The sequence below is a fragment of the Haloarcula sp. S1AR25-4 genome (assembly GCF_031624555.1).
GTDB lineage: Archaea > Halobacteriota > Halobacteria > Halobacteriales > Haloarculaceae > Haloarcula > Haloarcula pellucida.
In genome coordinates this window covers 1,580,705-1,605,106 of the sequence record NZ_JAMQOR010000001.1, presented here as the reverse complement: position 1 = coordinate 1,605,106, position 24,402 = coordinate 1,580,705, and the positions used below count along the sequence as shown (strand labels likewise).

The following is a 24,402-nucleotide window of genomic DNA, read 5'->3' as shown; positions in this document are numbered from 1 at the left end:
GAATAAGTCGACTATACTGTTAACGCGGGCTCCCTTACCACCGCGTATGTCCTCGTTTCGCTCGGCGCTCGTCCTCGCCGTCGTCCTCGCCGTGGTCGCTCCCGTCGGCGTCGGTGCCGCGCAGAGTGACCGGGTGACGCTTACGGTCACCGTCGTCGACCAGAACGGCGACCCACTGAGCGACGTCGACGTCTACGCCACGTGGAACGACGGAGCGGGCGGCCCGGTCAACGAGACGACGCGGGCCAACGGACAGGCGCTCCTCGACGTTCCCGAGGGTGCCGACGTGCGGATTCACGTAGACGACGACAGGTACATCCGCAACTCGCCGTACCTCGTCGCCGACGCGACCGCCCGGTCGGTCGAGGTGCCGGTCTCGAAGAGCGCCAGTGCGACGCTGACGGTGCGTGACACCGAGGGAGCCCCGGTCGAGAACGCACGGGTCCAACTCTATCGGTCGGGCCAGTTCGTCACGGACCAGCGCACGGACGCCGACGGCGTGGTCGAGACGCCCACAGTCGAGGCGGGCGAGTACCGCGTCCTCACGTCGAAGGACGGCTACTTCCGGAACTCCACGCGACTGGCGGTCACCGGTGAGACTGCGGCGACGCTGACGCTCGAAGAGGGGTCGGTGCTTGTCACCGTCACCGTCACCGACGACCACTTCCGGAGTCCCCGACCGCTTCGAAACGCCTCCGTCGCCGTCCCGTCGGTCGGCACCGTCCAGACGCTCTCGGACGGCGAGGCGACCATCAGCGTCCCGGTCAACGGCCAGTACACGCTCGAAGTGACCAAGGAGGGCTACGAAACCAGTCGACGGCAGGTTCGGGTCCGCGAGTCGCCCACGTCGGTCGACGTGGCCATCCGGCGGACGCCCCGGATCGAACTCGCGCCCGCCAACGAACGGGTCGTCGTCGGCGAGACGGTCCGTCTCGAAGCGACCGACGAGTACGGCGACCCCGTGGTGAACGCGACCGTCACGCGGAACGGGGAGACTGTCGGCACGACCGACGACGCAGGCGTCGCGACGGTCCCGGTCGACGCCGCGGGGAACGTGACCTTCACCGCGACGGCGGGCGACCTCTCGGCGACGGCCAGCGTCGAGGGTATCGACCCGGACGCGACGGACACGTCGACCGAGACGGCTACCGAGACGACGACGCCGACGGACACCGAGACGCCGACCGACGGCGGCGGACTGGTCGGCGAGAGCGGGCCCGGATTCACGCCGGTGACGGTCGTCGTCGCACTCGCCTTGCTCGTGGTGCTGGCGCTCCGGCGGCGGTAGCGGGACCCTTTTGGGCGCGAGGCACCCATCCGTAAGCAATGACTGTCCTCGAGGAAGTACACGCTGCCCACGAGGCGACGTTCCGTGAGGTCGGCGGCCGCCGCGTCGTCGACACCTACGGCCGTCCCGAGCGAACCCACCGCGCGGTTCGGAACGTCGTCGGGGTCTGTGAGTTCGGCTACGGCGTCCTCGTCGTCACCGGCGCGGACCGGGTCGAGTACGTCGACAACGCCGTCTCGAACCGCGTCCCCGACGCAGACGGGCAGGGCTGTTACGCGCTCTTACTCGACCCGCAGGGACGCGTCGAGACGGACATGTACGTCTACAACGCTGGCGAGCGCTTGCTCGTCTTTACCCCGCCACAGGAAGCTACAGCGCTGGCCGAGGAGTGGCAAGAGAAGACGTTCATCCAGGACGTCGACGTCCGGGTCGCGACCGACGACTTCGCCACCTTCGGCGTTCACGGCCCGAAGGCCACCGAGAAGATTGCGAGCGTCCTCCATCAGGCCGCCTCGCCCGAGGCACCCCTCTCGTTCAACCGGGGCGAACTCGGCGACGTGGGCGTCTCGGTCATCCGCACCGACAACCTCGCCGGCGAGGAGAGCTACGACGTGGTGTGTGCGGCCGAGGACGCCGAACCGGTGTTCGATACGCTCGTCAACCGCGGACTGAACGCCGTCCCCTTTGGCTACCGGACGTGGGAGACGCTCACCATGGAGGCCGGGTCGCCGCTGTTCGACACCGAAATCGAGGGGCACGTCCCGAACGAACTCGGTCTGCGCAACGCCTTAGACTTCGATAAAGGGTGTTACGTCGGGCAGGAAGTCGTCTCCCGCATCGAGAACCGTGGCCATCCTCCGTCCCGGCTGGTCGGCCTCGCCGTCGACGAACTGCCCGACGCCGGTGCCGCCGTCTTCGCCGGGGACGAACACGTCGGCGAGGTCACCCGCGCCACCAACAGTCCGATGCGCGAGGCACCCATCGCGATGGCGGCGGTCGACTGGGACCTGCCAGACGCGGCCCTGACGGTCCGCGTCGACGGCGAGGGCGTCGAGGCGACGCGGACCGACCTGCCGTTCGTCGAGGGCTCCGCGGTGTCGGCGCGACTCCCCAGTTACGAGTAGCCCACGTCGTCTTCCGCGAACGCCGGTTCGCTCGGATAGTACTCGACGGTCACCAGCGCCGTGTACGTCGAGAGCGCGGCGAGACACGTCCCGCCGACCTGCGTCACCGCCGTCGGCGGGACTCCGACGGTCTGGAACTGGTGCGGTGCGAGGCTGTGCCAGAGCCCGAGGACCGTCCCCGCGACTGCCGCCGCGAATCGCGGGCGGCCACGCTGGCGACGGTAGCTACGTTGGACCGAGTCGCCGCTTCACTCGATGAGCGGGAGGACGATGCCGAACACGAGCGGCGAGAGCAGGCCCAGCAGGATGCCGAGCGCCACCATGTCGGTCAACAGTACGTTACTCCACGCCGGGAACGGGCCGAGGAGCGTGTGGCCGAGAAGTTCGCCGAGCGCGCCGAACGCGAAGAGGCCGACACCGAGGAAGAAGCCCCGTTTCGCCAACAGTCCGTGGTCCATATCGCGGTACTGTGTCATACTCGCCGGGTCGCTGTGGACCCACTAACCGCTTGCGCTTTGCGGGGAAAGGGTTATAATTCACATCGGCATACGCATCGCTGATGAACGGACTCGCCTCTGAATCGCTGGCTGAACTGCTCGGCCTCCTGCTCTCTGCGCTGGTCGCCGGCCTACTGACCGTCGTCGGCGCCCTCACGGAGAGCGCCGGGCTCTCGAACCTGCTCGCCGGCCAGTCGGTGTTCGGCCTCTGGGAACTGTGGATGGGCGCCGTCTTGCTGTATGCCGGCCTCTACATGCTCGGCTACAAGCGGGTGTGGCTGGGACTTCGGCAGACGGTGGCGGCGAACTGATCACGACCGAGACAGCAGCGCCTTCAGTTGCTCGCGGGAGAACAGCGTCGTCGGCCGGTCCATGTGGACGCCGATTTCGCCTTCGAACGCCTTCAGGCCCGCCTTCTGAACCACTTTCGGTACCGAGTAGCCCGCCCGAACGGCGTGGCCAAGTCGTATCTCCTGTCGCAGGTCGTCGCGCCACGCGCGTTCGTAATCGCCCAGCGTCGCCGGGTCCTCGGGGTCGATTTCGCGGGCCGCGTGGTCCGCGGCGGTCATGCCGTAGAGGATGCCGCCGCCGGTGAACGGTTTCGTCTGGGCGGCGGCGTCGCCGATAAGGAACGACCGCCTGCCCGTGACGCGTTTCGGCGGGCCGATGGGGATGAGGCCCGAACAGCGCCGTGTCACGTTTGCGTCGTAACCGTCCGTAAACGTCTCGAAGCGCTCCCGGGCGTCGTCGCCCGGCGGCACCGCCAGTCCGTACTCGACGCCCGCCTCGCCGCGGGGGATGCGCCACGCGAAGAACTTCGGGACGGTGAGGTGGACGTCGACGAAGTCACCGTGGTCGGCCGTCTCGTCGAACCCGAGGACCCCGTGGAGCAGTTCGTCGGGTTCGGGGAGGCCCAGTTCCCGCCGGACGCGGCTCTTGGGGCCGTCACACCCGGCGACCATCCTCGCGCGGTGGGTCTCGATACCGTCCGGGCCTTTCACCTCGACGGTGACGTGGTCCGCTCGCGGGTCGTGTTCCTCCCCGCTCGCGTTTCCGAGGGTCTCGCGACCCTCGCTAACCCCGACGACGGTGTGTTCCTCGCGGACGTCGGCCCCGGCCTCGCGAGCGAGTTCGGCGAGGTGGCGGTCCAGTCCGACGCGGTCGATGACGTTCGAGATGACCTCGTCCTTGTAGAAGGGGTGGGCGTCGCTGCCCGGCCCGTCGGTGTGGAAACGCGCGCCGGACACCTCGTTCTGGAGCAGTTCGTCGCGGGCGTCGTCGGTGTAGGCCCAGACGTCGGTACTGACGTGGCCCGAACAGGCCAACGGTTCCCCCACCGTCCCCTGTTCGAAGGCGAGAACGTCGTATCCCTGCTCGGCGGCCCGCCGGGCGTAGCGGGCGCCAGCGGGGCCGACACCGACGACGACGACATCGTGCATACGTGTCGCGTCGGCGCCGCGAGACAAGTACTTTCTCGATTCGTGTCGGAAACGGCCGGGACGCTCTCGTCTCGAACAGGCAAACGGCGTGCTGGCTCGTCTCAGTTACCGATCGCGGGCGGCCGTGCGTGGCTGTTTCGTTCCGCGAGCCAGCCGCCGAGTCGCCCGCCCGCCCAGCCCAACAGCACGGAGAGCCCGACGACCAGTCCGAGTATCGCCACCAGAAAGCCGGCCGTCAAGACGCTCGCCGCCGCGATGAACGGCAGCGAACCGCCCAGTGCGGTGGCGGCGCCGAGGACCTCCGCCAGTAGCAAGGCGACCGGCAGAGCGCCGACGAGTCCGGTCCGGACGCCGACGGGGCTACTCTCGAGGCCGTGTCGCTTCGCGAGGTAGCCGGTGGCCACTGCGGCGACGAACACCGACGAGAACGCCATCGATTCGCCGCTGCTCCAGTAACTGGCCACGGTGAACGGAATCGTCGCTAGACCGCCGAGGATGGCGTACGTCCAGCTCACACTCAGTTCGGGGTGGAGGGAACCAATCCGGGTCACAACCAATTATTCTCGACCGACCTACATAAATTCAACCTAGGCGCCACGACTGAGGGCCGGTGGTCGGGTCCTGACGATATTTGTCGCTTCAGCCCGTCTCGATCGGTATGGCAGCGTATCAGCCAGGGGTGTGTAACATCGGCTCGACACAGCGGCGCGCCCGGCGACAGGCCGGTATCGGGTCGTTCGGCGTCGCCGCGGCTATCGTCCTCGCGGTCGTCCTCTCGGTACTCCCGACCAGCACGCTTTGGGCCACCGCGCCGTTCCTCTTTGGCGGGTGGCTCGGCGTCTTACAGGACTACTTCCAATTTTGCGTCGCCTTCGGGGCGCTGGCCCGGTACGACCTCTCGGGGTCCGGCGGGGCCGCCGGGTCGGTCGCCGAACGCGAGGCCGTCGCCGCCGACCGGAAGCGGGCCGCGACAATTCTCGGCATCGCGGCCGTCCTGACCGTCGTCTCGACGGCGCTCGTCGTCGCGTTGGGCTCGTTCCTCTAGACGACGGCGAGGCCGCGTGGCACCTGCTCGTACGCCGCCTCCCACGACCCGACCCGGTCCCACTCCGCACCCTCGACCGACCGGAACAGGCCGTGGTTCGTCACCGCGCATATCGCCCCGTCGGGATCCGGGGCCAGCACGGCCCGCGCGAGGCCGTCCGGGCCCGGCAGGCCGTCCATCGCCGCCGTCCACCCGTCGCCGGTCCAGCGGTAGACGTAGCTCTCGCCGGTCGTCACGTGGGCCGACCGGGGACCGCGGGCGGCCGAGACGACCACGCAGTCGGGGTCGTCGGGGTGGACCGCCAGCCCCCACACGTAGCGGTGGTCGAGGCCGTCTTGCGGGTACTGCCACGTCTCGCCGCGGTCTTCTGACTGGGCGTAGCCGTCGCCGGCGGCCGTGTACACTCTCGCCGGAGCGTCCGGATGGACCGCCAGCGTGTGATTGTCGCGTCGCCCGCCAGCGGGGTGGTCGTCCCACGTCTCGCCGCCGTCTTCGGTCCGGACGAACGCCCCGGCCTCGATGGCGACGTACACCCGGTCGGGGTCGTCCGGGGCGACGGCCAGCCACCGGACGTGGTGGGTGTGGGGCCGCGGCGGGAACGACCACCGTGAGGCGGAACCGAGGTCCGTGAGCCCCCCGCACTCTGTCCACGTCTCGCCGCCGTCCGTCGACCGATAGACGGCGCTCGGTTCGGTGCCGGCCCACACTCCGTCAGGGTCGCGTGGACTGACGGTGACGCTCGTGACGCGGTCCCCCGCGTCCAGCACGCGCTCCCACGTCTCCCCGCCGTCCGTCGTCCGCTGGAGTCCGGCGTCGACCGTCCCGACGAAGGCCCGGTCGGGCGCTCGCTCGTCGGCGGCGACGCATTCGAGCGTGTGGTCGCGCAGGCGCTCGGTCCACTCGCCCGACCCGACGAGCAACCGGTCAGAGAGAGCGGCGTAGCAGGTGTCCATACCACGCCTACGTCGGCGAGGGGCAGAAAGATTGCGCGCTCACCGGCTGACCGACCGGGTCAGCGCGACCACGTACAGCGCGATGAAGCAGGCCCCGAGGAACTGCTTCGACCGGCGGCGCGCTGTCCGGTCGCCGTCCGCACCCGACCAGACCATCAGTACTCGAACCCGTCGGCAGGGACCGTAATACGTGCTGTCCGCTCAGTCGTCGGCGGCGACGGCCTCGGTGCCGATGCGCCGGTCGAGGAAGTCGTCGAGCAGTTCGAACAGCCGAATCTTCTGGTCGATGTCCGAGGAGGCGTGACCCTCCTCGCCGAGTTCCTCGTACTCGTAGTCGCCGCCGACGGCGCTGCCGTCTCCTCGCGCGCTCTCCGCCCCCTCTGTATAGCCGACATCGTCTAAGGCGTCGCGGAACAGGCGGGCCTGCGAGACGGGGACGCGGCGGTCGTTGACGCCGTGGAGCACGAACAGCGGCGCCGAGAGGTTCTCGACGTACTCGACGGGCGAGCGCTCCCGGTAGAGGTCCGGATTGTCCTCGGGTGTCCCGATGTTCTTCTCCATCAGTTCCGTGCGGTAGTGGGGCATCGTGTTCTCGTACTGGTCTTCGAGGTCGGTCAGGCCTATCCACGCCACGCCGGCGTCGTAGAGGTCGGGATACTGGACCAGCTGCCAGTACGCCGAGTAGCCGCCGTAGGACCCGCCGAAGACGGCCACGCGCTCGTCGTCGACCCACTCGCGCGTGTCGAGGACGTGTTCGGCGGCCGTCGCCACGTCGCCCTGTTCGGCCCCGCCCCAGTCGTCGTACAGTCGCTGGACGAACTCGCGGCCGCGGCCGGTCGACCCCCGGTAGTTCACCTGCAACACCGAGAACCCCCGCTGGACGAGGAACTGGGTGTAGAGACCGAAGGACTTCGTGTCCATCGCCCGCGGGCCGCCGTGGGGGTTGACGACGAGCGGCGACGGTCGCTCGCCGGAGTCGTACAGGAGCGCGCCGACGTCGAGCGTCTCGTAGGGGTCGTGTTCGACGGCGGCCTGTCGGGTCTCGGGGACGCCGTCGGACGCGACGGTGAAGAACTCGGCCTCGGCGAAGTCCTCGGGCGAGAACGGACCGTACTCGGCCTCGTGGAGCGTCTCGTACTCGTCGGCCGCGAGGTCGTAGGCCAGCAGATCCGGTCGGTGTGTCGGCGTCGTGTGGATCAGCAGGACTCGGCCGTCGGCGAGCGTCGAGTCGCCGGCGAACGTGGCGACGCCCTCGGGGAGGTCGAGTTCGCGGGCCTCGCCCGAGTCGACGTCGTAGACGACGGGCATCTTCGCGGCCTCGCGGGTCCGGGTGGCGAGGAACCGTTCCCCGTCGGGCGTGAAGCCGTGTGGCTCCTCCTCGAACTCGCCGCCGAACCACGCAACCTCGTCGGTTTCGAGGTCGTAGACGCCGGCCCGCGTCAGGTCGGCGCTGTTGTCCGAGACCAGCAGGCGGTCACCGTCCGGGCCCCAGTCGACGGGGGCCGCCTCCGCGCCCGTCTCGCCGACGCCGAGGGTCCGGGGGTTCGAGCCGTCGGCGTCGGCCAGATACACGTCCATGTTCTCGAAGTCGTCGGCCTCGTTGGTCGTGTAGGCGACTCGGTCCCCGTCGGGCGAGAGCAGGCCGGTCCAGACCGCCCGCTCGTAGTCGGTCAGCTTCGCCGTCTCGCCGCTCGATAGGTCGTGAGCGTAGAGATTCATCTGCCCGTCGCGTGTCGACCCGACTAACAGCGTCTCGCCGTCCGCGCCGACGTCCTGTACGACGACCTGCCCGTCCATCTCGACGACCGGTTCGACGGTCCCGTCGCGGTCGATGGCGTACACGTCGTTCTGTTCGTCGCCGGCGTCGTCCAGGTGGAAGAACACGCGCTCGCCGTCGGCGCTCCACTCGACGTGCCAGCGGGCGTTCCGGGGCACCTCGCCGTCGCTCCACTGTTCGGACTCGCCGCTGTCTGGGTCGAGGACGTGCAGTTCGTTGCGGCCGGTGCCGTCGTAGTAGAGGGCGACGGACTCGCCGTCGGGGGACGCAGTCGGATGTGCCAGTGTGGGCAGACTGGCCAGTGCTTCGAGTGTCTCCGAACTGTCAGGGTCAGACATTCAGCCCGACACAGGACCGGTCCGCATGTAGAAGTTCTGCCCGGATACGGCAGGACCGGTCCGGGCCCTGTCGTCAGTCGTCGTCGGCCTTCGCCGCGGCGTCGTCGCCCTCGACGGGGTCGCGGTCGGCGCGCGGCCCTTCCAGTTCGATGTCGGGGAGGTGGTCACGCAGGTACTGGCCGGTGAACGACGCTTCGGTCCGCGCGACTGCCTCGGGGGTGCCCTCGGCGACGAGTTCGCCGCCGTTCTCCCCGCCTTCGGGGCCGAGGTCGACGATGTGGTCCGCGTTCTTCACGAGGTCGAGTTCGTGCTCGATGACGACCACGGTGTTGCCGTCGTCGGTCAGGCGGTGGAGGACGTCGATGAGCTTCCGTTCGTCCTCGGGGTGGAGCCCGGTCGTGGGTTCGTCCAGCAGGTACAGCGTCTCGCCGGAGTCTTTCTTGCCCAGTTCCTCGGCGAGTTTGACCCGTTGGGCCTCCCCGCCCGAGAGCGTGGTCGAGGGCTGACCCAGCGTCATGTAGTCCAGTCCCACGTCCTTTAGGAGCTGGAGGCGACGGCGGATGCCGGGGTGGCTCTCGAAGAAGTCGTAGGCCTCCTCGACGCTCATCTCCAGTACGTCGGCGATGGTCGCGTCCTTGTAGGTCACGTCCAGCGTCTCGTCGTTGTAGCGGGCGCCGCCGCACTCCTCGCAGGGCACCTCCACGTCCGAGAGGAAGTTCATGTCGATGGTGACGGTCCCCTGCCCGCCACAGGCCTCACACCGACCGCCCTTGACGTTGAAGGAGAACCGCCCCTTCTCGTAGCCGCGCTGTTTGGCGAGGTTGGTCTCGGCGAACAGTTCGCGGATGTGGTCGAAGACGTTCGTGTAGGTCGCGGGGTTCGACCGCGGCGTGCGGCCGATGGGCGACTGGTCGATGAGGCGTACCGTCTCGATGGCGTCGATGCCTTCGATGGCGTCGTGTTCGCCGGGGTTGACGTCGGTGTCGTTCATCCGGCGGACCAGCCCCTTATACAGCACGTCGTGCATCAGCGTCGACTTGCCGGACCCGGAGACGCCGGTGATGGCTGTGAACGTCCCCAGCGGGAACTGTACGTCGAGGTCCGCGAGGTTGTGCTGGCGGGCGCCCTTCACGGTGAGGTGGCCGTCGCCCTCGCGGCGTTCGTCGGGCACCGGAATCACCCGGTCGCCGGCCAGATAGTCGCCGGTGACGGACGCCTCGGTGGTCATCAGTTCCTCCTGCGGACCGTTGACGACGACCTCGCCGCCGCGCTTGCCCGGCCCCGGCCCCATGTCGATTATCTGGTCGGCCCGGCGCATCGTCTCGGTGTCGTGTTCGACGACGAGCAGGGTGTTGCCCAGATCGCGCAGTTCCTCTAAGGTGTTCAGCAGGCGGTCGTTGTCCCGCTGGTGGAGGCCGATGGAGGGTTCGTCCAAGACGTACAGCACGCCGACGAGGCCCGACCCGATTTGGGTCGCGAGGCGGATGCGCTGACTCTCGCCGCCCGAAAGAGTGGAGGCCTCGCGGTCCAGCGTCAGATATTCGAGGCCGACCTCCTGCATGAAGCCAAGCCGGGCGCGAATCTCCTTCAGAATCTCCTCGGCGATCTTCGTGTCCCGCGCCGAGAGGTTCGCCTCCAGTCCCTCGAAGTGCGCTAAGGCGTCCCCGATGGACATCCTGTTTACCTCGGTGATGGCCGTGCCGTCGACGAGGACGGCCCGCGATTCGGCCTTCAGGCGGGTCCCCTCACAGGCGGGACACGTCGTCGTCGCCATGAACTCCTCTATGTGTTCGCGGGCGCGGTCGGAGTCCGTCTCGACGTGGCGGCGTTCGAGGTTCGGGATGACGCCTTCGAAGCGCTCGGTCTTCTCTCGCGTCCCGTTCTTCGTGCGCCACTGGAAGTGGACGACGCCGTCGGTACCGTAGAGGAACTGCCGCTGAACGGCCTCGTCTAGCTCCTCGAACGGCGTCGAGAGGTCGACGCCGAAGTGGTCGGCGACGTTGTCGAGTTGCCGGGAGTAGTAGGTCCGGTCGTAGCTCCACGGTTCGAAGACGTGTTTGAGTGGCTTCGAGCGGTCCCGAATCACGAGGTCCTCGCTGACCTCTTTGGTCTCGCCCAGCCCCTCACACTCGGGACAGGCGCCGTGGGGCGAGTTGAAGGAGAACGAGCGGGTCTCGACCTCCGAGATGTCGATGCCACAGTGCGTGCAGGCGAGATCTTCCGAGAGTTCGACGACGAGGCGGTCCTCGGTTGCTTCCTCGTCCGCTTCGGCGTCGGCAAGGTCACCGGTCGCGCGAGCGGTCGACCCGCCCAGTGCGTCGGCCGCGCCCTCGGGCGGGTCCGGGAGGACGACCTTCAGCGTGCCGTCGGCTTCGGTCAGGGCCGTCTCGACGGAGTCGTTGATGCGCGAGCGAGCGTCCGCGGAGACCTTCACGCGGTCGACCACCACGTCGACGGTGTGGTCGTAGTTCTCGTCGAGTTCGGGCCGGTCGAGGGTGAGGTCGTACTCCTCGCCGTCGACTTCGACGCGCGAGTAGCCGTCACTCACGAGGTCGTCGAACAGGTCCTCGAAGGCCCCCTTCTGGTCGCGGACGACCGGGGCACACAGTTTCGCACGGGTCCCCTCGGGGAGTTCGAGGATGCGCGAGACCATGTTCTGGGCGGACTGTTCGCCCACCTCGCGGCCACACTCCGGGCAGTGTGGCACGCCGACGCGGGCGTACAGCAGCCGGAGGTAGTCGTGGAGTTCCGTGACCGTCCCCACCGTCGACCGGGGGTTGTTGGCGGCGTTCTTCTGGTCGATGGAGATGGCCGGTGAGAGGCCTTCGACGTTCTCGACCTGTGGCTTGTCCATCTGCCCGAGGAAGTTGCGGGCGTAGGCCGACAGCGACTCGATGTAGCGCCGCTGGCCCTCGGCGTACACCGTCTCGAAGGCGAGCGACGACTTCCCCGACCCCGATAGCCCCGTGACGACGGTGAGTTCCTCGCGGGGAATCTCCACGTCGACGTCCTTGAGGTTGTGTTCCTCTGCACCCCTGACCTCGATGACGTCCTTGCTCATCTATGGGTTCCCCAGGGACGGGACTCGTGAAACCCTGTCGGTTGCTCGCGAACCCCCTGTCCGTCTGAGAGGAACCACCACGAAAAGTTTCAAGTTGTGGCTGTATAATTCAAGCACATGAGTACGACCGGCAAGTACGACATACAGGGAATCGAACTCACAGACGACACGTACACCGTCGAGCAGAGCCTCGTCCGGAACAAGTACAAGGCGATGGACGCCGCCGGCAACGTCGTCCTGCGGGGCAAGCAGCAGATGTTCAAACTCAAAGAGAAGTTCCCGTTCGTGGACGCCGACGACAACGAGGTGTTCGAGGTCAACGCCGGCGGCATCATCGACGTGGCCGGCAACTACGTCCTGACCGACTCCCAGACGGGCGAGGACGTCGTCGTCCTCGACAACGACTACTCCATCCTGCAGGACACGTGGAAGGTTCGCGACGCCCAGACCGAGGAGAAACTCGCCGAGATAAACTCCCGTGGCGCGATGGTGACGCTGGCCCGGAACGTCCTTCCCTTCGGTCACTGGATCCCCCACAAGTACGAGATCACCGACCAGAACGGCGACCACGTCGGCAACATCGACGGGCAGTTCTCGCTGAAGGACCGCTACGAGATAACCATCGACGACGCCAGTTCCGTCCCGAAAGAACCCATCATCGCCGCGGCGATGGTCATCGACGCGATTCAGGGCAACTGAGCGGCCGACCCGGCCTACAACCGCTCTGGCACCAGTCCGCCGTCGACTTCGACGTTCTCCCCGGAGATGTAGTCCGAGTCCTCGTCGAGGAAAAAGAGGAGCGCCTGTTGCATGTCCTCGAAGGAGGCCGGTCGCCCGCGCGGCAGGTCCTCGGGGAACTCCTCGGAGTTCTCGACGGTGTAGGGGGAGACGGCGTTGACCGTGATGCCGTCGTCTTGGGTCTCGGCGGCGAGCATCCGCGTGAACATGATGACGCCGGCCTTCGCGACGTAGTACGGGAAGTTCACCGGGTCGACGTACGTTCGCTCGGCGGTGGCGTAGCCGACGTTGACGATGCGGCCCCACGACCCCTCGCGCATCGCCGGGAGGGCACGCTTCGAACAGAGACAGGTGGCGTCGAAGTTCGTCGTCATTACCGTCCGCCACGTCTCGTAGTCGATGTCCTCCCAGTACGAGGGGGCGAACGCGCCGACGTTGTTGACCAGCACGTCGACGTGCCCGAGGTCGGCCGCCACGCGCTCGAAGATGGCGTCGACGGCGTCGGGGTCGGTCACGTCGCCCTGTACCGTCGTCGCCGTCGCGCCCCGTTCGCGGGCCGCCTCGGCCACCTCGGCGGCGGCGTCGGCGCTCGTGTTGTAGTGGACGGCCACGTCGGCGCCGTGGTCGGCAATAGCGAGCAGGAGTTCGCGGCCGACGCCCTTCGCGCTCCCGGTCACGAGTGCGGTGCGGCCGTCGAGGTCCGGTGTGAGCATACCATCGCTAAGGAGCGCCCGGATGAAAACCCCCACCGGAAGGCTTCTTGCCGTTCCACCCCGAGGCCGGGTATGTATCGGCGGACGTTCCTCCGGCGCGTCGGCGCCGCCGGCGTCGGGGCCGCCGCGGTCACTGGCGCTGCCAGCGGCCATCCCACGCCGACGGACGACGGCACCGCCCGAACGCCCGCGGGGACGCCGACCGGCCGCGACACACTCGGGACGCTCGACCTGCCGGGTGCCCACGAACTGGTCACCAGTCCGGACGGCCACACCGCCTACGTCGCCACCGGGACGGGGGTCGCCGTCGTCGATGTCACCACTCCCACGAACCCGCGCCGTATCACTCACCGGACAGACCTACTGGCCGACAGCGCCGAGGGACCGATGGAGGAAGTGCAGGACCTCGCGCTCCGCGGGGATCGACTCCTCGTCGCCGGCCCGGCCCACCCCGCAGAGGGCGCTCACGGCCTCGTCGTCTTCGACGTGACCGACCGTCAGTCCCCCGACCGGGTCGTCGGCTACGAGGTCGACACCGTCGTCCACAACTGCGACTTCGACGGCCGGTACGCTTACCTCACGGCCAACAGTCGCGCGGGGAACCCCCTGCTGGTCGTCGACACCGAGACGGAACGGGAGGCCGGGACGTGGTCGCTGTTCGACGCCGACGAGGCGTGGCGGGACGTGCCCGGAAGCCTCCGCCCCCTGCACGACGTGTGGGTCCACGGTGACCGGGCCTATCTCGCGTACTGGGACGCCGGGACGTGGATTCTGGACGTCTCGGACCCGGCCGACGTCTCGCTCGTTTCGCGGGTTCGCGGGCGCGACCCGGCGGCACTGGCCGACGTCGAATCACCGTCCGTCGAGCGGAGCGAGCCGCCGGGCAACGACCACTTCGTCACGGTGAACGAGGACGCGACGCTGCTGGGCGTCGGGAGCGAGTCGTGGGACCTCGACGACGACGGCTCTGGCGGCCCGAGCGGCATCGAACTGTTCGACGTTACCGACGAGACGGCCCCCGAGTCCGTCGCCACTATCGGCCCGCCGCCGACGAGCGACCCGACGCCCGGCGGCGTGTTGACGACGGCGCACAACTTCGAACTCACCGACGGCCGCTGCTACGCGGCGTGGTACAACGGCGGCGTCACCGTCCACGACGTGCGCGACCCCGCCTCTCCGCGCGAGGTGTTCGCGTGGCGGGACTCCGAGACCACGTCGTTTTGGACGGCCCAGCGCGGTGCCGGGTGCTTCCTCGCGGCCAACACGAACGCCAACGCCGGGTCGGCGGTCACCCCCGGCGTCTACGCCTTCCCGGACCCGCGTCTCGGGGCACCCACCGACGAGACTGATTCGGCCACGGGCGGCGGGGTTCCCATCGTCGGGGCCGCCGGCGACGGGTTCGGCGTGGCCGCGGCGCTCGCGGCCGTCGGTCTCGCGGCGTGGCGACTTCGGCGCTGAGGCGTCTGGCCCGGCAAAGCGTCGCTCAGGCGAGCGCGCTCGCAACCGCGGCGGCGACGCTGCGGGCGCGTTCGGCCAGTTCCTCGGGGACGGTCCCGGCCTCGACGGCCGCGTCGAGTTCGTCGTCGTCGACGCGTTCGACGGTGCCGTCGACGTGCTTGACGACGTCGACGTGCAGGTCCACGTACCGGGCGGTGTCCGGGAATATCTCGACTGGCGTACAGACGTTGACGTAGGTCCCCTTCGTCTCGCCGTCGCCGTCCCGGTAGGTCGTCGGGTACCACCACCGGCCCTCCTTCAGTTTCGTCTCCGCGACGTCGCCGGCCTCTTTCGGGGTGCCGAGGGCGTCGTACTCGCCGCCGGCACGCATCTCTCGCTCGACGGTGACCGTCCCGTCGGCGTCGACCGACTGTACGTCGGCCCGGCCCAGCGTGATGAGTCGGCCGTCCGGTTTGCCGTGGCCGAGCGTGAGCGACCCGCCGGCCTGCGGGCCGAACTGCCGTGCGGTCACGGCGAAGGGGAAGTCCGTCCCGCCGCCGCTTCCGGGGTCAGAACACAGAGCCTCCACGTAGTCGACGGCGGCGCTGGCGGCGCTGGACCCGGCTTTCACGCGATGGTGGCCCTGCATCGTCGTCGTCACTTCGCGTCGCTGCTCGTCCAGCGCGAAGCGGCTTTCCCGGCCGAACCACACCCACGTCGTCGCGCCGCCGTCGTGGTAGCGGTGGGGCGCGACCTCGGCGGCCGGCTCGGTGCCGTCGAGGGCAGTATCGACGGCTTCGGCCCGGTCGTTGGCCGCCGAGAGCGCGTCGGCTAGCGCGTCGAACGACGCGTCGTCGCTCTCGCGCTCCCACGAGACGCCCCATCCCTCACGGGGGTCGGCCGCGACGACGTCCAGCATGGCCGGGCCGCCCGCCGTCGTCGAGTTCGACCCGCCGCGTTCCAGCGTGAGGACGTCGCCGCGGATAGCGATCGTCCCGTCGAGGACCGGTCGCCCGTCGGTCCACGGGGCGCTCCCCTCGACGACCTGCACGCGCAGGCGGTCGCCGGTCTCTACCCGGCCCTCGGCGTTCGAGTACGGGAGGAAGCCCTCGCCGTCGCCGCAGTCCACGACCGCGCCGCTTCCGAGCGTCTCCGTCACTTCGCCGGCGTACACTGCGCCCTCGGGGAGCGGGTCGGCCCACCAGAGCGCGTCCCGACCGAGGTCGGCGAGCAGGTCGACGACCCGGTCGACCGTCTCGGCGTCCCCGCTGACGCCGACGCCCTGCCGGTCGTCGGTCGTCTCGACGGTCGCCGCCGCTCGCTCGGCCGCGAACTCGGCGTCGAAGCGGTCCTCGATAGGGCCCGACGCCTGCACCACGTCGACGTTCGCCCCGTCCAGCAGGTGGGTCAGCGCCGTCGTGTAGATGCCCCTGATGCGGACGCTCATAGCGCGTCTCGCTCGGTCGCGAAGCGGACCCGACCGTCCACGGTCGGGCCCAGCGTCAGTTCGACCACGTCCTCGTTCAGCACCCGCCCGCCCTCGACCGGGACGCCCCACGAGTCGAAGCGGACGTAACCGCGGATGTCGTCGGCGTGCGTGTAGAGGTCGACGTACTCGACGGTGTGTGTCTGGACGTCCGCGGAGCTATGGGCGATGTCCATGTCCGAGTGGACCGTCTCCAGATCGGCGAAGAACGCTTCGAGGTCCTCGGCGGCCGCGTCGGTGGCGGCGACGACGGCCTCGGAGGCGGCTTCGATGGTCGCCTGTTCGACGCCGGCCTGCCGGAGCGCGCGCTGTTCGCGCTGTGTGAAGTGCATACCCGCTCTTGTCGGCGGGGGATAGAAAACGTCGCGGACTCAGGCCATCGCGTTCAGCACCAGGATGAGGGCGCCAAACAGGATGCCGAAGGCCACGATGGTTCGCGGGTCGATACGGATGGTGTTCTGGTCCTCGGCGTCGAAGTACCGGACCAGCCCGGCACTCGACATCAGCCCGCCGCTGTCGCTGCTCATACCACAGACTGTCCACTCCCCGGGAGTAAGCCTTTCGGGTTCGCCCCCGCCGCACCCACATGGACAATCCTTATCTGGCACCACAGGTTACATCGAAGAGAACCATGACGGTCACGCTCAAGGACTTCTACGCCGATTGGTGCGGCCCCTGCAAGACTCAAGACCCTATCCTCGAAGATCTAGAGGAGGAGTGGACTGACGTCGAGTTCGAGAAGATCAACGTCGACGAAGAACAGGACGTCGCCAACGAGTATCAGGTACGCTCCCTGCCGACGCTCATCGTCGAGAACGACGACGGCATCGTCGAGCGCTTCGTCGGCGTCACGCAGGCCGAGGACCTCGAAGACGCGCTCTCGCAGGCCGGCGCGTAAGCACAGCGCCGCCACTTTTCACGGTCCAACCGACGCCCCAGCGACCGCTCAGTCCGTCGAGGACGACGCCTGCTCGAACCGACTCGCCGGGAGCAACAGGTCGTGGACCTCGGGCAGGTGCTTGACGTTGTAGACGATTTTCGCGTCCGACTCGGGCGCGACGATACAGGAGAGGCGAATCCCCTTGTCGTGGAGTTCTTGGGGCAGGATGTGACTCGCCGGTGAGGGCATCTCGCCCTCGACGACGGCGACGGCACAGTTCGTACAGGCGCCACCGCGGCAGGCGAAGGGCCACGCGTACCCCTCGTTTTCGGCGGCTTCGAGCAAAGACTCGTTCTCCGCGACGTGGAACCGGCCGTAGTCCGCCGGGTCGAACCCGCCGTCGGCGGCCTTCTCGAAGAGGTCGTCGTCGTCGAGGTTCCACCCCTCGTCCGCGACGACTTCGTAGTTTAGGTACTCGACCTCGATGCCCTCGGGTTCAGGGGGGTCGGGCTCCGGTTCGGGGTCCGCCTCGGTGGCGGTGGGGCCGGGCGCTGGCCCGGTCGGCGGATACCGTGGCTCGTCGCCTGGTTCGTAGCCGTTCTCGATGCGCTCGTAGGCGTCTTGGACGGCCTGAAACGCCTCGGCCGACCCGCCCTGGTCGGGGTGGGTCTCCTTGACTCGCTCCCGGTACGCGTCGACGATGTCGGCCTCGTCTGCGTCCGGGTCGACACCGAGTATCTCGAATGGGGAGGCCACACCGGGAAGTAGGACTGCGGGGTGAAAAGTCTCTCTTCGCCGGTCGCTACTGGAATCGGACGCCGAGGTCGTGCATACCGTCGTTGTGGCGGGCGACGTTGATGAGCAGCGGCGTCACCGCCTCGACTTCGGCGGCGTTCGAGAGGGGGCCGCCGTCTAGAGCGCGCAGGCCGACGATGCCCTCCGCGAGTTCACAAACCGTGTCTTTCGCGTCCGTGTCGTCGCCGACGACGACCGTGTCCCAGTCGAGGTCGGCGTCTAAGTTCGCCAGCCGACCGGCGGCGAGGTTGTGGAACGCGCCGACGACGGGCGTCTCCTCGGGGGCGGCCTTCGCGGCCAGTTGCGTGACGCTGCCGACGCCGGGACGGTTGTAGTGGAAGCCGTCTTCGTCCCGCTTCATCCCGACGGCCGGCGCGACGAGGGTGGCGTCACCGAGTTCGTCGGCGATGCTCTCGACGGTGTCCGTGAGGTGGTAGGCCGGGACGGCCGTGACGACCACGTCCGCGCGAGCGGTCGCGTCCTCGTTTGCCAGTCCCTCGATGGTGACGTCCTCGCCGCGACTGTCCAGTTCGGTCTCGTACTCCTCGGCTTTCGTCTCGGCCCTCTCGGCCTCACGTGACCCGACGATGACCGTGTGGTTCGTGTCGTACGCCCAGCGGAGGGCGAGACCCTCGCCGATGTCGCCGGTCCCGCCGAGTAGCGCGATATCCATATCTACGCGGTAGGCCGACCTCCGAATAAGCGTTGTGCGACCGGTGGGACTTGCCTACGTGTACTCGTTCCAGAGATAGTCGACGCCGCCGCCGTAGGCCGCATACAGCGCCGCCGCGAGACCGACCACGTAGGCCACCAACTGGGCGACGATACCGAGGGGGCTGGTGTTGCCCAGCAGAAACACGAACACCGTCGCCAGCGCTACCGTGACGACGAAGATGACGAGGATGAACACGGCGACTCGGCCGGGCCGGTGCGCGGTCCGGAAAATCTGCTGGTGGGTCGAAATCGTCCAGTACGCCGCCGGGAACGCGACCAGCGCGAAGCCGATGGCGTACAACTGGACGTACTGGAGCCCCGGCTCGAACACCGCGGCGCCGCCGACGAGGCCGGCCCAGATACTCACTAACAGCGACCAACCGATTCGCCCCCGTCGTCCCATACCCGTCAGTTCCGACCCATCGTTGAAATCCCTGCCGTTCGCCGGAGCCCGTTACTCCAGCAGGTCCGGGAGATCGTTGATGGTCTCTACGACCGCGCTCGCGCCCGCGTTGGCGTACTTCCGTCGACCGGTCTCGCCGGTCAGGCCGCCGGTCAGGACGCCGACGCCGTAGTACACGCGGTCGCCGTCGGCGTCGTCGGCGTTGACCGCCGTCTTCACGTCGTCGAGCGTGTCGCCAGCGAACGCCACGCGCTCGGCACCGAAGCGCTCGGCCAGCGTCGTCAGTGCGCGTGGGTGTGGCTTGCCCTCCTCCCAGTCGTCCATCGTGAACCGATGCTCGTCGGGAATGTCCAGTCCGACGCGCGCCATCGCGATGTCGGCCTCCGCCGCGGGTCGGCCGGTGACGACGCCGACGGCGTAGCGCTCTCGCAGGGTCGCGAGCGTCTCGGGGTCGACCAGCACGGGTTCGTCGTTGATGTACCCCGGCGCGTCGAAGGGCGGGTCCCCGCCCTCTAACTCGCGGTACAGGTCGCTCCCGAGATACAGCGTCTGAAACACGTCCCGGAGTTCGTCGGGGTCCCACGCCGAGATGACTCGCTCGGCGGCCGCCTCGTCCAGCAGGTCACCGACGACGGCTTCGGCCGCCTCGATGCCACCGCCGCGTTCGGCGATAGCGTCGGTAAATGCCGCGAGGTCCGCCACGTCGGCCTCGCGGGCCGAGAGGACGAACAGCGCCGCCGCGTCGGTCACTTCCCAGTCGTTGTTGAATCCGCCCGCATCCTTGAACTGTTGGATGGCTGCCTTCTCGATGGTGTCGCCGTACACGCGCTCGACGGACTCGACGACCGCGCGTCGGTAGGAGTCGGCCACGTCCACGAGGACGCCGTCGATGTCGAGGACCACCGCGTCGACTTGCATATCGGGTGGGTCGCGGCCCTCGTTCAAGCCGCTTGCTATCCCGGCCCCTCGCTGACGCGATACAGCGTCTCCCCGCCCGGCAGTTGCTCGCGTTCGACGGGGACCGTCGGCTGATCGCCGCCCAGCGTCGTGAACCAGCAGGCGGCGTCGACCCGGCGAGCCACGTCCCGGAGCGGGCGATGGAGTTCCGGCGGGACGTTCCGGGCGAAGACGACGTCCGCCCCCTCGTACACCGAGAGCGTCGGCTCGGTCACGTCGTCGACGACGAACGTCACGCCCTCGGGAACCCGCCGCGGTCGAACGTCGGTCGCCGTCACGGTCACGCCGCGCTCGACCAGTCCAGCAGCCACGGCCGGGTGGTTGCCGACGCCGACTTCGACGACCGTCTCGGCGGCGGCCAACCGGTCGACGAGGGCACGGTCGGAGTCGCTCATGGCGGGATGTTTAAGCGGTGCCGTCCCATATGGATTCGCATGCACGTCGACATCGTACCGGTGGGCGAAGTCTCCGCCCAGGTGAAGCGGGAGGCCTCCGACGGCCTCCGTGCCACCTACGACTGCGAGGTCTCCATGCACGAGCCACAGTCGGTGCCCGCCGGTGCGTACGATGGCGACCGCGACCAGTACCGCGCCGAGGAGTTCATCGACCTCGCTCGACGGATCGGTTCCGGGAGCAAGAACATCGCAATCACGCCGAAAGACCTCTTCTATCGCCGCCGAAACTACGTGTTCGGACTCGCCTACCTCGGCGGCTCCGGAAGCGTCATCTCCACGTATCGGCTCCAGACGTCCTCGGACGGCGGGTTCTCCAACCGCTCGGCCGGCGAGATTTTCTCCGCACGCGTCCGCAAAGAGGTCGTCCACGAGATCGGCCACACCCTCGGACTGGAACACTGTGACAACAAGCGCTGTGTGATGAACTTCTCACCGACGGTCCGACAGGTCGACGTCAAGGAGGCGTCGCTGTGTGGCTCCTGCCAGCGGAACGTCCTCTGACCGCGGTAACCGCCGGACTGCGACGGTCCTAACGAGTTAGGTAGACCGCCTAATTCCCTCTGGCTCTTCCTCCCGAACGCGAATGAGCAAGAGTCAGTCCAGCGACCGAGTGGCGGAGCTAGGTGACATCTTCGTCTCGGTCACCGGCGATGAATCGGTCACCGAACAACAGGCCGGCGACTCCCCCGACCGCGAACTCCGGCCGGACGAGGAGTTCGACCCCGAGGAAGTCGCGGACGGACTCGACGACGCCGTCGCCGGGTCCGAAACCGGCGACACCTCAGACCCCGCGACGTAGCCCGACCACCGCACACCGGCGCGGCCCCACGTGTTCTCCGCCCCTCCTCGAAACGCCCCCGAATGGCTACGTCAGGTTTTCCCGTCGCAGACACGCCTCCGGCAGCGGATAGACGACGCCGAACAGCAGGCGGTTCGCGGCCGTCCCGATGCCCAGTCCGAACAGCAGCGGCGGGAGCACTGCGAGCGGTGTTCCGGGGCCGAGCCACCACAGCACCGCGGCAAATGCGACGATACTACCCGACAGTCCGACTGTGAGTCCCCAGGTCCCGGCGGCACTCCGGTCGACCGCCGCGAAGAGGACACTGCCGAACGCGACAGCGACGGCACCGAGCGGCCACGCCGTCGGCCCGTCGAGCGAATACGCTATCAGTGTCGCGGTCACGACGTTCGACGCACCGACGAACAGGTCTCGGGCGACGACCGCGCGTTCGCTACGTGCCATGCTGTCGGGATGTCGGGGCCGGCTCTAAAATAAGTAGCCGTTCAGGTGTCGTCGGGCGAGTAGTAGTACTCGCCCGCGTTCTTCTGCTTGCGGTCGAGTTGGGACCCGGGCTTGTTGATGCGCGGCCGGGAGGTCCGTTCGTCGCGGCGGAACGTGATGTCGAGGTTCGAGAGGAACTCGTTCATCCCCTCGCGCATCCCCTGTGGCGGTGCGGCGCGCCCGTTCTTCGCGGGTTCGCCCTCGAAGACGAGCAAGCGGTCCGCGAGCAGGTCGATCATGTAGATGTCGTGGTCGATGACCATCGCCGTCGCGTCGTGGTTCTCGGCGTAGCGCCGAATCGCGGAGGTGGCCAGCACCCGCTGTTCGACGTCGAGGTGGGCCGACGGTTCGTCCAGCAGGTAGAGGTCGGCGTCCTTCGAGAGACACGCCGCGATGGCGACGCGCTGGCGCTCACCGCCCGAGAGATCGGTCAACTGCTGCTCCATCACCGCGTCCAGTTGGAGGGGCTGGGCGATTTCGGTGTTCCAGTAGGAGGTGCCGAAGTCGTCCGTGATCGAGGCGAGGAACGCGTCGACGCGCATCGGCTGGTCGATCTCGATGTACTGGGGTTTGTAGGCGATGTCGAGGCTCGTGTCGACCGACCCCGTGCTTGGTTCGAGGCGCCCGGCGAGCATCTTCGCGAACGTCGACTTCCCGATGCCGTTCGGGCCGACGACGCCCAGTACTTCGCTCTCGCGGATGGTGCCGGCGTCGACCGACAGCGAGAACTCGCCCTCGCCGTAGCTCTTCTGGAGGTCCGGGTACTCGATGACCACGTCGCCGGTCGAGGCGGTCCGCGGAGCGTGTTCCTCGAACTCGATTTCGGTCTGCCGGATGCGCATGTTCTCGTTCTCCAGATACCCGGAGAGGTACTCGTTGATGCCGTTCTTCGTGGATTTCGGCGAGGTGATGATACCGAACGCGCCGGGCGACCCGTAGGCGACGTTGATGTTGTCTGCCAGCAGGTCGAGGATGGCGAGGTCGTGTTCGACGACGAGCATCGAGCGGTCGCCCTCCTCGGCGAGTTCCCGGATGAGGCGCGCGGCGGTCATCCGCTGGCCGATGTCCAGATACGGCGTAATCTCGTCGAGGAAGTAGAAGTCCGCATCGCGGGCGAGCGTCGCCACCAGCGCCACTCGCTGGAGTTCACCGCCCGAGAGGTCGCCGATGTGGTTGTCGACGACGGGGCCGATACCTGTGCGCTCGACGAGGTAGTCCAGTTCGCCGCGCTCGTCGGTCTGTTCGAGCAGTTCGCGGGCCTTCCCGTCGAACTGGTCGGGGATGCGGTCGACGTACTGTGGCTTGCGAGCCACGTCGACGTCGCCGTCGCGCATGTCCTCTAGATAGTCCTGCAGGGCGGTCCCGCGGTACTCGTCGAGAATCTCGTCCCAGCCGGGCTCTTGGCCGTACTGCCCGAGGTTGGGTGCCATCTCGTCGGCGAGGATGCGAACGGCGGTGGTCTTCCCGATGCCGTTCGGGCCGAGAATCCCGGTGACCTGCCCCTCCTGTGGCGTGGGCAGGCCGTACAGGGCGAAGGCGTTCTCGCCGTAGCGGTGGACCGGGTCGTCGGTCAGTTCCTGCGGGAGGTTGATGATCTCGATAGCGTCGAACGGGCACTTGTTGACGCAGATACCGCAGGACTCACCGAGACAGATCTCCTCGGAGATGCGGACCTGGTCGGGTTTCCCCTCGAACTCCTCGTCTTCCTCGTAGGCCTCGCCACGCTTGACGATGCACTCTTTCCCGCTCCGGTTGGGCGGGCAGTAGTTCATACACTCGTAGTTACAGCGGTCGGGCTGACACCTATCTAAGTCGACGACCGCGATGCTGTCCTCCGCCATCGTTACACTCCGGCGGTCAGCAGAATACCCCACGAGACGAACCAGAGCGCGAAGGTCATGAACGCGACGTAGAGGACGTCCTTCGTCGAGAGGTCGTCCGGTCCGATACCGATCACCCGGAGTACCGGGAACTGTGCGAGGACGGCGGCCGCCACGACGAGGACGCCGGTGACGTCCGTCGCGCTTGCCGCGACAGCGTTCGAGACGAACGCCGCCGCGATGCCCGCAACGGCCGTGATGGTTGTGACGGTGAGTCCCCGCATGTGGGAACTCATGCCGTCCGCCGTATCCGTAGCCATACCCAGTACTGGACTACGCTTCACCAAAAGGGGCGCGGTTCCAGTACCGCTCGGTCCCGATGGAGCCACGCCGACCGAGTCGACAGTTCCGCCGTGAGCGCCGGTCTGGCGAACGGACTCCTCAATCTTTATGCATCCGGCGCCACTCGGTGCAGGTAATGACGGAATCCGATGGGGAGGCCATCGCAGACCTTCCACCGAGCGCGAAGCTCGTCTACAAGGTGCTGGAATACGACGGGCCGCTCACCCAGAAGGGCATCGTGGAGGAGTCGATGCTCTCCGCGCGTACGGTCCGCTACGCTCTCGAACGACTCGACGAAGTCGGTGTCATCGAAGAGGACGTCTACTTCGCCGACGCCCGACAGAACCTCTACGAAATAACCGACCAACCGGCCGAACAGGCCGACGCCGCCGTCTCGGACTGACTCACCGACTGGCTTCTCTCACCCCGTATCCACAGGCCGGGCAGTTCTGACGCTCGTCGTCGAAGGTGAGGCCACACAGCCCACACTCGTAGGTCGCCCGCCGCCGAAATCGTGATTGTAGCCGCTGTCGGATGCTCATCGTGGCTTCACGCGAGTTCACCGCAGGTCCGACAGCGGGGCCGACCCGCGGCCGGGTCGAACGCCAGCGCTATCTCCCGACAGTACCGGCAGTATCTGTCCTCGACGCCGAACTGCGCGTCGTCAGTCGTCTCGTGACGGGTCGTCGCTGTCTGTCCGTTGCTCAGTTCCATGTCAACACGAAGCACGAACGTCTACTAAAGCGCTATGGGCATACGTCCCGTAATATCCTTATATTCTACCACACCTTCTTCTATCTGGCATTTGGGGTGGGCCAATAACCTTGAAAATGAGGGAATAATTAGCTGTATGTGGTA

General features: G+C 67.8%; 29 protein-coding genes. 10 read left to right on the top strand and 19 right to left on the bottom strand.

What is annotated here, in order from left to right:
• The first annotated feature begins 46 nt into the window (after positions 1 to 46).
• Entirely contained in the window at positions 47 to 1,288 is a 1,242-nt protein-coding gene (locus tag NDI85_RS08420; RefSeq protein WP_310915493.1) for a carboxypeptidase regulatory-like domain-containing protein, read from the top strand.
• A 38-nt stretch (positions 1,289 to 1,326) separates the two neighbouring features.
• Positions 1,327 to 2,412, top strand: coding sequence for an aminomethyltransferase family protein (locus NDI85_RS08415; RefSeq protein ID WP_189000626.1), 1,086 nt, complete (start codon positions 1,327 to 1,329; stop codon positions 2,410 to 2,412).
• Between the two features lie 248 nt (positions 2,413 to 2,660).
• Here NDI85_RS08415 and NDI85_RS08410 read toward each other — a convergent pair whose 3' ends face one another.
• Entirely contained in the window at positions 2,661 to 2,888 is a 228-nt protein-coding gene (locus tag NDI85_RS08410; protein ID WP_189000628.1) for a hypothetical protein, read from the bottom strand.
• An 83-nt stretch (positions 2,889 to 2,971) separates the two neighbouring features.
• Between NDI85_RS08410 and NDI85_RS08405 the strand changes: the two genes are divergently transcribed.
• Positions 2,972 to 3,220 (top strand): hypothetical protein, encoded by a 249-nt coding sequence (locus NDI85_RS08405; RefSeq protein WP_189000631.1) that lies wholly within the window; start codon positions 2,972 to 2,974, stop codon positions 3,218 to 3,220.
• Here the strand turns inward: NDI85_RS08405 and NDI85_RS08400 are convergent, their stop codons facing one another.
• Positions 3,221 to 4,348: a geranylgeranyl reductase family protein gene (locus NDI85_RS08400; protein ID WP_189000634.1), complete on the bottom strand. Its 1,128-nt coding sequence runs from the start codon at positions 4,346 to 4,348 to the stop codon at positions 3,221 to 3,223.
• A 101-nt stretch (positions 4,349 to 4,449) separates the two neighbouring features.
• Positions 4,450 to 4,899 carry a DUF5518 domain-containing protein gene (locus NDI85_RS08395; protein ID WP_189000637.1) on the bottom strand — a complete coding sequence of 150 codons (450 nt, stop codon included), beginning with the start codon at positions 4,897 to 4,899 and terminating at the stop codon, positions 4,450 to 4,452.
• A 107-nt stretch (positions 4,900 to 5,006) separates the two neighbouring features.
• On the opposite strand from NDI85_RS08395, the gene NDI85_RS08390 reads away from it, so the two are divergent.
• A complete protein-coding gene (locus NDI85_RS08390; protein WP_189000640.1) occupies positions 5,007 to 5,393 on the top strand; it encodes a hypothetical protein in 387 nt (128 codons plus the stop codon).
• Here NDI85_RS08390 and NDI85_RS08385 read toward each other — a convergent pair.
• The 3 genes from NDI85_RS08385 to uvrA form a co-directional block, all read right to left on the bottom strand.
• Positions 5,390 to 6,346, bottom strand: coding sequence for a hypothetical protein (locus tag NDI85_RS08385; RefSeq protein WP_310915492.1), 957 nt, complete (start codon positions 6,344 to 6,346; stop codon positions 5,390 to 5,392). The two genes, NDI85_RS08390 and NDI85_RS08385, sit on opposite strands and share 4 nt — an antisense overlap.
• Positions 6,347 to 6,547: 201 nt before the next feature.
• Positions 6,548 to 8,461, bottom strand: a complete 1,914-nt coding sequence (locus NDI85_RS08380) for a prolyl oligopeptidase family serine peptidase (RefSeq protein ID WP_310915491.1) — start codon at positions 8,459 to 8,461, stop codon at positions 6,548 to 6,550.
• Between the two features lie 73 nt (positions 8,462 to 8,534).
• Positions 8,535 to 11,522, bottom strand: coding sequence for an excinuclease ABC subunit UvrA (gene uvrA, locus NDI85_RS08375; protein ID WP_310915490.1), 2,988 nt, complete (start codon positions 11,520 to 11,522; stop codon positions 8,535 to 8,537).
• A 117-nt stretch (positions 11,523 to 11,639) separates the two neighbouring features.
• Between uvrA and NDI85_RS08370 the strand changes: the two genes are divergently transcribed.
• A complete protein-coding gene (locus tag NDI85_RS08370) occupies positions 11,640 to 12,221 on the top strand; it encodes a hypothetical protein (protein WP_310915489.1) in 582 nt (193 codons plus the stop codon).
• A gap of 14 nt (positions 12,222 to 12,235) precedes the next feature.
• Here NDI85_RS08370 and NDI85_RS08365 read toward each other — a convergent pair whose 3' ends face one another.
• Positions 12,236 to 12,973 (bottom strand): SDR family NAD(P)-dependent oxidoreductase, encoded by a 738-nt coding sequence (locus NDI85_RS08365; protein ID WP_189000652.1) that lies wholly within the window; start codon positions 12,971 to 12,973, stop codon positions 12,236 to 12,238.
• A 72-nt stretch (positions 12,974 to 13,045) separates the two neighbouring features.
• Between NDI85_RS08365 and NDI85_RS08360 the strand changes: the two genes are divergently transcribed.
• Positions 13,046 to 14,431: a hypothetical protein gene (locus NDI85_RS08360; RefSeq protein WP_310915488.1), complete on the top strand. Its 1,386-nt coding sequence runs from the start codon at positions 13,046 to 13,048 to the stop codon at positions 14,429 to 14,431.
• A 25-nt stretch (positions 14,432 to 14,456) separates the two neighbouring features.
• On the opposite strand, the gene NDI85_RS08355 is transcribed toward NDI85_RS08360, so the two are convergent.
• Genes NDI85_RS08355 through NDI85_RS08345 form a run of 3 tightly spaced genes read right to left on the bottom strand, consistent with a single transcriptional unit; the run spans position 14,457 to position 16,423 of the window.
• Positions 14,457 to 15,857, bottom strand: a complete 1,401-nt coding sequence (locus tag NDI85_RS08355) for a DUF402 domain-containing protein (RefSeq protein WP_310915487.1) — start codon at positions 15,855 to 15,857, stop codon at positions 14,457 to 14,459.
• Positions 15,854 to 16,228: a hypothetical protein gene (locus tag NDI85_RS08350; RefSeq protein WP_189000659.1), complete on the bottom strand. Its 375-nt coding sequence runs from the start codon at positions 16,226 to 16,228 to the stop codon at positions 15,854 to 15,856. The genes NDI85_RS08355 and NDI85_RS08350 overlap by 4 nt, the downstream gene beginning before the upstream one ends.
• Positions 16,229 to 16,267: 39 nt before the next feature.
• Positions 16,268 to 16,423, bottom strand: coding sequence for a preprotein translocase subunit Sec61beta (locus NDI85_RS08345; RefSeq protein ID WP_166968251.1), 156 nt, complete (start codon positions 16,421 to 16,423; stop codon positions 16,268 to 16,270).
• A 104-nt stretch (positions 16,424 to 16,527) separates the two neighbouring features.
• Here NDI85_RS08345 and NDI85_RS08340 point away from each other — a divergent pair, with 104 nt between their 5' ends.
• Positions 16,528 to 16,794 (top strand): co-chaperone YbbN, encoded by a 267-nt coding sequence (locus NDI85_RS08340; RefSeq protein WP_166968252.1) that lies wholly within the window; start codon positions 16,528 to 16,530, stop codon positions 16,792 to 16,794.
• Positions 16,795 to 16,842: 48 nt separating this feature from the next.
• Here NDI85_RS08340 and fer read toward each other — a convergent pair whose 3' ends face one another.
• From fer to NDI85_RS08315, 5 genes are read right to left on the bottom strand one after another with little or no spacing between them, the layout of a single operon-like run.
• Complete coding sequence (gene fer / locus NDI85_RS08335; RefSeq protein WP_310915486.1) at positions 16,843 to 17,532, bottom strand: ferredoxin Fer; 690 nt, start codon at positions 17,530 to 17,532, stop codon at positions 16,843 to 16,845.
• 46 nt (positions 17,533 to 17,578) lie between these two features.
• The gene (npdG, locus tag NDI85_RS08330) at positions 17,579 to 18,244 is read right to left on the bottom strand and encodes an NADPH-dependent F420 reductase (RefSeq protein ID WP_310915485.1); all 666 of its coding nucleotides are present in this window, start codon (positions 18,242 to 18,244) and stop codon (positions 17,579 to 17,581) included.
• A 54-nt stretch (positions 18,245 to 18,298) separates the two neighbouring features.
• On the bottom strand, positions 18,299 to 18,688 hold the full coding sequence (locus NDI85_RS08325) for a hypothetical protein (protein WP_189000669.1): 390 nt from the start codon (positions 18,686 to 18,688) through the stop codon (positions 18,299 to 18,301).
• Between the two features lie 51 nt (positions 18,689 to 18,739).
• Entirely contained in the window at positions 18,740 to 19,606 is an 867-nt protein-coding gene (locus NDI85_RS08320; RefSeq protein ID WP_189000672.1) for a TIGR01548 family HAD-type hydrolase, read from the bottom strand.
• 35 nt (positions 19,607 to 19,641) lie between these two features.
• Complete coding sequence (locus tag NDI85_RS08315) at positions 19,642 to 20,040, bottom strand: UPF0146 family protein (protein ID WP_310915484.1); 399 nt, start codon at positions 20,038 to 20,040, stop codon at positions 19,642 to 19,644.
• Between the two features lie 39 nt (positions 20,041 to 20,079).
• Here NDI85_RS08315 and NDI85_RS08310 point away from each other — a divergent pair, with 39 nt between their 5' ends.
• Together NDI85_RS08310 and NDI85_RS08305 are read left to right on the top strand one after the other, a co-directional pair.
• Complete coding sequence (locus NDI85_RS08310; protein WP_310915483.1) at positions 20,080 to 20,601, top strand: archaemetzincin family Zn-dependent metalloprotease; 522 nt, start codon at positions 20,080 to 20,082, stop codon at positions 20,599 to 20,601.
• An 82-nt stretch (positions 20,602 to 20,683) separates the two neighbouring features.
• The gene (locus NDI85_RS08305) at positions 20,684 to 20,899 is read left to right on the top strand and encodes a hypothetical protein (protein ID WP_310915482.1); all 216 of its coding nucleotides are present in this window, start codon (positions 20,684 to 20,686) and stop codon (positions 20,897 to 20,899) included.
• Between the two features lie 66 nt (positions 20,900 to 20,965).
• On the opposite strand, the gene NDI85_RS08300 is transcribed toward NDI85_RS08305, so the two are convergent.
• The 3 genes from NDI85_RS08300 to NDI85_RS08290 are packed head-to-tail and all read right to left on the bottom strand — an operon-like array spanning position 20,966 to position 23,522.
• On the bottom strand, positions 20,966 to 21,343 hold the full coding sequence (locus NDI85_RS08300; RefSeq protein ID WP_189000683.1) for a hypothetical protein: 378 nt from the start codon (positions 21,341 to 21,343) through the stop codon (positions 20,966 to 20,968).
• Between the two features lie 41 nt (positions 21,344 to 21,384).
• Positions 21,385 to 23,223: a ribosome biogenesis/translation initiation ATPase RLI gene (locus NDI85_RS08295; RefSeq protein WP_189000686.1), complete on the bottom strand. Its 1,839-nt coding sequence runs from the start codon at positions 23,221 to 23,223 to the stop codon at positions 21,385 to 21,387.
• Between the two features lie 2 nt (positions 23,224 to 23,225).
• Complete coding sequence (locus tag NDI85_RS08290; RefSeq protein ID WP_166968261.1) at positions 23,226 to 23,522, bottom strand: hypothetical protein; 297 nt, start codon at positions 23,520 to 23,522, stop codon at positions 23,226 to 23,228.
• Between the two features lie 158 nt (positions 23,523 to 23,680).
• Between NDI85_RS08290 and NDI85_RS08285 the strand changes: the two genes are divergently transcribed.
• Positions 23,681 to 23,947 carry an ArsR family transcriptional regulator gene (locus tag NDI85_RS08285; protein WP_166968262.1) on the top strand — a complete coding sequence of 89 codons (267 nt, stop codon included), beginning with the start codon at positions 23,681 to 23,683 and terminating at the stop codon, positions 23,945 to 23,947.
• Between the two features lie 146 nt (positions 23,948 to 24,093).
• Here the strand turns inward: NDI85_RS08285 and NDI85_RS08280 are convergent, their stop codons facing one another.
• Complete coding sequence (locus NDI85_RS08280) at positions 24,094 to 24,258, bottom strand: hypothetical protein (RefSeq protein ID WP_310915481.1); 165 nt, start codon at positions 24,256 to 24,258, stop codon at positions 24,094 to 24,096.
• Positions 24,259 to 24,402 lie beyond the last annotated feature (144 nt).